The organism is Gardnerella vaginalis (genome assembly GCF_001546485.1).
GTDB lineage: Bacteria > Actinomycetota > Actinomycetes > Actinomycetales > Bifidobacteriaceae > Bifidobacterium > Bifidobacterium vaginale_D.
Map to the genome: position 1 here is coordinate 78,092 of NZ_KQ956873.1, position 5,065 is coordinate 83,156.

The 5,065-nt window shown below is 42.8% G+C and carries 4 protein-coding genes and 1 pseudogene; all 5 read left to right on the forward strand.

Translation table 11 applies throughout. The annotated features are described in order from the left end of the window. Positions 1–363 precede the first annotated feature (363 nt). The 5 genes and pseudogenes from HMPREF3208_RS05930 (at position 364) to rplA (ending at position 4,547) form a co-directional block, all read left to right on the forward strand. Positions 364–1,224 (forward strand): KilA-N domain-containing protein, encoded by an 861-nt coding sequence (locus HMPREF3208_RS05930; RefSeq protein ID WP_196488968.1) that lies wholly within the window; start codon positions 364–366, stop codon positions 1,222–1,224. 203 nt (positions 1,225–1,427) lie between these two features. After that, positions 1,428–1,598 (forward strand): annotated as a pseudogene (locus HMPREF3208_RS06560) (ORF6N domain-containing protein); the annotation flags it as partial. A 190-nt stretch (positions 1,599–1,788) separates the two neighbouring features. Beyond that, positions 1,789–3,099 carry an ATP-binding protein gene (locus HMPREF3208_RS05935; protein WP_064347728.1) on the forward strand — a complete coding sequence of 437 codons (1,311 nt, stop codon included), beginning with the start codon at positions 1,789–1,791 and terminating at the stop codon, positions 3,097–3,099. 306 nt (positions 3,100–3,405) lie between these two features. Beyond that, positions 3,406–3,837 (forward strand): 50S ribosomal protein L11, encoded by a 432-nt coding sequence (rplK, locus tag HMPREF3208_RS05940; protein WP_004118588.1) that lies wholly within the window; start codon positions 3,406–3,408, stop codon positions 3,835–3,837. Positions 3,838–3,851: 14 nt separating this feature from the next. Further along, positions 3,852–4,547, forward strand: a complete 696-nt coding sequence (rplA, locus tag HMPREF3208_RS05945) for a 50S ribosomal protein L1 (protein WP_064347731.1) — start codon at positions 3,852–3,854, stop codon at positions 4,545–4,547. Positions 4,548–5,065 lie beyond the last annotated feature (518 nt).

A 5,065-nucleotide genomic window follows, 5' to 3' on the forward strand; every position in this document is an offset into this window, starting at 1 on the left:
CTTCGTCTCGATTGACGAAGGCAGGGCAGGCTAGTGTGGTTGTGCTTTAGAAACTGTGTTGTGGTTGGTGTGCGCTGACGACCTGCTTGAGCGCATAGAGCGTGAGCATTGCTGTTTTTGACTACATTTGCCGGCAATTTCTCCGGCGTTTGTTGCTTCTTATCTGTGAAATCTTATAGAATTGTATTTATGCGCTGATGCATGCTAGTTTTCTGCTAGTTTTTAGAAGTTTTATGACTTGTGCTTGATTTTGTAGTGTGCTTGTGATTTATGGGGTTGTGTTAAGCGCATAAAAATAAAGCAAACTAAGCAAGTAAATAAAATAATTACGTAAAAAACTTGCGCAAAAATTAGGGGAATATTATGTCTAATATGTCGAAAATTAAAAAAGAAACTATTGAAGCAAAAGGCCTTACAATTCAGGTTTATACGGAAGATTTTAAGAATGATTACGTTAGTTTAACCGATATTGCGAGATATAAAAATAAAGAAGAGCCTAAAGATGTTGTTAAAAACTGGCTGAGAGTGAAGAATACTATTGAGTTCCTGGGATTGTGGGAGAGTATTAACAATCCGAATTTTAAAGGGGTCGAATTCGATGCCTTTAAGAACGAGGCTGGTTCTAATGCTTTTACTCTATCTCCTAAAAGATGGGTAGAATCAACAAATGCTATTGGCATAGTTTCCAAATCTGGTAAGTGTGGTGGAACTTACGCGCATAAAGATATAGCATTTAAGTTTGCAGCTTGGATTTCAGCAGAATTTGAATTATATATTATCAAAGATTATCAAAGGCTTAAATCTGATGAGAACTCAAGGCTTTCGCTGAACTGGAATTTAAACCGTGAGATTTCAAAGATTAATTACAAGATTCATACGGATGCCATTAAAGAGTATTTGTTGAAGGATTTGACTCCTGAGCAGTTGATGTATAAGTATGCAAATGAAGCAGATTTGTTAAATGTTGCACTGTTTAATAAGACAGCTAAGCAGTGGAGGGATGCAAATCCTAAGTCAAAAGGCAATATTCGAGACGAGGCGAGTATTAATGAGCTCTTGGTATTGGCGAATATGGAAAGCTATAACGCTGTTTTGATTTCTAAGGGTTTGCCACAGGCTGATCGAATGGTTGAACTTAGAAATTTGGCGCGAACGCAGATTTTATCTCTTGAGAATTTGAATAATCCTGGATTAAAGAGTTTGGATGCCGTGCTAAAAAATTGAGTTTGATCCTTTTCAATTCTGTGCTTAGTGCTGGTACCTACCTCGTTTTCAGACGCTCGCAGTACGTAATCTGCGTTAATAACGAATAATTGCGATTTATTGTTACTCGCGCAGTACGTAATCTGCGTTAATAACAAATAAGCGGGGTTATATGTTACTGGTGCAGTAGCTAATCTGCGCCAGTAACAGCGTTTGATGATGACTTTATGTTTCAGCTAAACAAATCTGAGTTGGAATATTTGCAATCAAATTTTTTGACCGCAAATATTAGTTCTAAAAGCAGGTCACTTCCTTATGCTTTTACTGAGCAGGGTATTTATATGCTCATGACGGTGTTTGATGAGCTGTTAAAGAATCCTGAGTTAGAGTTCTAGCGTTTTTATAATGTTCTAGCGTTTTGCGCTCAACTTGGAAGCAGACTTCCAACTTTCTTAAGTTTGTACCCAACTTGGAAATAGACTTCCAACTTTTGCCATTTTGCACTCAACTTGGAAGTAGACTTCCAAGTTTTGCCATTTTGCACTAAACTTGGAAGTAGACTTCCAACTTGCGAAAGGCAAACGTATGTATTCAAGAACTGAGTATCTTAATAAGCTTCTTGCTTTTAAAGACACAGATTTTGTAAAAGTAATAACAGGCGTGCGCCGCTGCGGAAAATCGGTAATTCTTCAGCAATACATGAATTCTTTGCGCGAGCTTGGAGTGCCTGAATCGCATATAATCTACATAAATCTTGAAAGTTTTGAATATCGCGACGTTCTTACAGATTCCAATCTTATAGATGTTATTTATTCAAAAATACAAAGTGAGGATGATTCACAAAGTGACGAAGACACACAAAGTGACGAAGACACACAAAGTGGCGAAGACACACAAAGTGGAGAAAATCCGCAAGGTAATGAAAGCCAGCAAACAAATGTAAATCAACCCAAAACATACATTTTAATAGATGAAATACAGTTTGTAGATGGTTGGCAAAAAGCCATTAACGCGCTTAGGGTTAGTTTTAATTGCGACATTGTTATAACGGGATCTAACGCAAAACTTCTTTCTGGCGAGCTTGCCACTAACTTAAGCGGAAGGTACGTTGAAATACCAGTGTACCCGTTCTCTTTCAAGGAATTCTTAGGAGCAAAGCAAATCGACATTAATTCTAGGGAAGTCGATCCGGCATATAAAGAATATGAACAATATGGTGGATTTCCTAGTGTTGCGCTTGCGGATGAATCGCTTCGATACACCATTCTTTCTGGCATATACGATTCCATCATTCTTAACGATATTGCTGCTCGTGCGCAAATAAAAGATAGTTTTACGCTTAAAAGAATAGTCGCATTTTTGGCTGATAACGTTGGTCAGCTGGTTAACGCTTCCAAAATTACGAGTCTTTTAAAAAACGAGCGAATTGAAGTTTCAAATCATACTGTTTCCAGGTATTTAGAGCTTTTGCAAAATGCTTATCTGTTCTTTGAAGTTCGGCCCTACGATATTCGAGGTAAAGCATACTTAAGGCAGAATGCAAAGTATTTTATTGTTGACAGTGGTTTGAGAAATCAGGCTGTTAGCCATCGGCTTGGGAATATGGGTAATCGCTTAGAAAATATTGTGTTTTTGGAGTTGTTAAGAAGAGGATATGACGTTGATGTTGCTAGGGTTGAGGGAAGTGAAGTAGATTTTATTGCGCGCAAGGGCGATTCGGTTGAATATTATCAGGTTACACAGCAGTTGCCGGAGAATACGCATGAAACTGATAATTTGCTTAAATTGCGTGATAATTACGCGAAATTCCTTATCACTGGCAGATATGCTGGTGTTGATTTAATAGATGGGGTTCGCGTGAAGTATGTAGTTGATTGGTTGATTGAAAAGGCTTGACGAGTGGGAAAATCTTTGCGCATAAATGCGCAAAGATAGTTGTAGCTTTCGTAATGATGCGTGTCGCGAAGATGTGGCATAATAGGAAGGCTTGTGACTGGAGGAGGAATCCGCTAGCACAGCACAGCAATACAAGATGCGGGAGGAAGCTGCAAAACGGCTTTATAGCAACGTTTCGTAAGTGTTTATGCGTTTCGTAACGTTTTGCACGTTCTATTAAGAAGCGACTATAGGCGACTAGAAGCGACTATATTAGCGTTCGTAGCAACCGTTTGAACCGCTTGTACAAGAAAGAAGAACCATATTATGGCTCCGAAAAAGAAAGTCTCCGCGCTTATTAAGCTCGAGATTCAGGCTGGTAAGGCAAATCCAGCTCCACCACTGGGTCCAGCATTAGGCTCCCACGGCGTGAACATCATGGACTTCTGCAAGGCGTATAACGACCAGACGAAGGACAAGATGGGTCAGATCGTCCCAGTAGAGATCACCGTTTACGAAGATCGTTCCTTCACCTTCATTTTGAAGACCCCACCAGCCGCTGCTTTGTTGCTTAAGGCTGCTGGCATTCAGAAGGGCACCGAGAATCCATTGACTCACAAGGTTGGTTCTGTGACCAAGGCTCAGGTGCGCGAAATCGCCGAAATTAAGATGCCTGACCTCTCCGCACGTGACGTCGAGGCCGGTATGAAGATCATCGCGGGCACCGCTCGCTCGATGGGTATTACCGTTACCGACTGAAAGGGAGTGTAGAAATGGCTAAGCGTTCTAAGAAGTATCGTGAAGCGGCTGAGAAGATCGACCGCAATAACCTGTACACCCCAGCTGAAGCTATCGCTTTGTTGCAGAGCATGCCAAAGCACGCTTTCGACGAGTCCGTTGAGGCTGTTATGCGCCTTAACGTGGATCCTCGCAAGGCTGATCAGTTGGTTCGTGGCGTTGTGAATTTGCCAAACGGCACCGGTAAAACCGCTAAGGTTTTGGTGTTCGCTCGTGGTCCAAAGGCTACTGAGGCTCAGGAAGCTGGCGCTGACATCGTTGGTGATGACGAATTGATTGAAAAGGTTGCCGGTGGCTTCCTTGACTTTGATGCCGTCGTTGCAACCCCAGACATGATGGGTAAGGTTGGCCGCTTGGGTCGTGTGCTCGGTCCTCGTAGCTTGATGCCAAACCCAAAGACTGGCACCGTGACCATGGATGTGGCCAAGGCTGTTGCTGATATTAAGGGCGGTAAGATTGAGTTCCGCGTGGATCGTCAGGGCAACCTGTCCTTCCTCTTCGGCAAGCTCTCCTTCGATGCTAAAGCTCTTGAAGAGAACTTCAGGGCTGTTGCAGACGAAGTTCGCCGCTTGAAGCCAAGCACCATCAAGGGTCGTTACATTACGAAGGTAACTATGACCTCCACGATGGCTCCTGGTGTTCCAGTTGACATTGCCAGCATCGCTGCCTGATTTGTTACTAGCGAGTTTGCGCGAAAGCGCGAAATTCGCAAAGTAAAATCAAGTATTAAGGCTTATAAACGCTGAGAATATGCTCCTTTGTGAGTGTGTTCTCAGCGTTTTTTATTTTGTATTGTGTGCAAGGATGGGTGCTCCAAACGTGGGAGCACGCTCGCGCTATAAGCGCTCGCTTACGAAACTCGCGTTGGAAGTCCACTGGACTTCCAACTTGAGCAAGCTCAGCGAATCGAAGTGACTTCTCGCGCATTATGCAGCTCGAAGTCGTCGATTCACAAATCAGCCTCACGGCTATGCCGTGAGGAATAAGCGCTCAAGCATGTCGTCAGCGCAAACTCACGGAAGGTTGCGCGCTTTTGGGGACTTACACCCCATCCAAGTCCACAAACACGGGGAAACATGCGCACTAAATCGCAGTACTCAAGCAGATCGTCAGCGCACACAAAACATAACTAAATTTCCAATGAACAATCACACCAGCCTGCCCTGCCTTCGTCAATCGAGACGAAGGC

Coding starts and splice junctions, on each gene's coding strand:
- HMPREF3208_RS05930 (WP_196488968.1), top strand. CDS start 364: ATGTCTAATATGTCGAAAATTAAAAAAGAAACTATTGAAGCAAAAGGC.
- HMPREF3208_RS05935 (WP_064347728.1), top strand. CDS start 1,789: ATGTATTCAAGAACTGAGTATCTTAATAAGCTTCTTGCTTTTAAAGAC.
- rplK (WP_004118588.1), top strand. CDS start 3,406: ATGGCTCCGAAAAAGAAAGTCTCCGCGCTTATTAAGCTCGAGATTCAG.
- rplA (WP_064347731.1), top strand. CDS start 3,852: ATGGCTAAGCGTTCTAAGAAGTATCGTGAAGCGGCTGAGAAGATCGAC.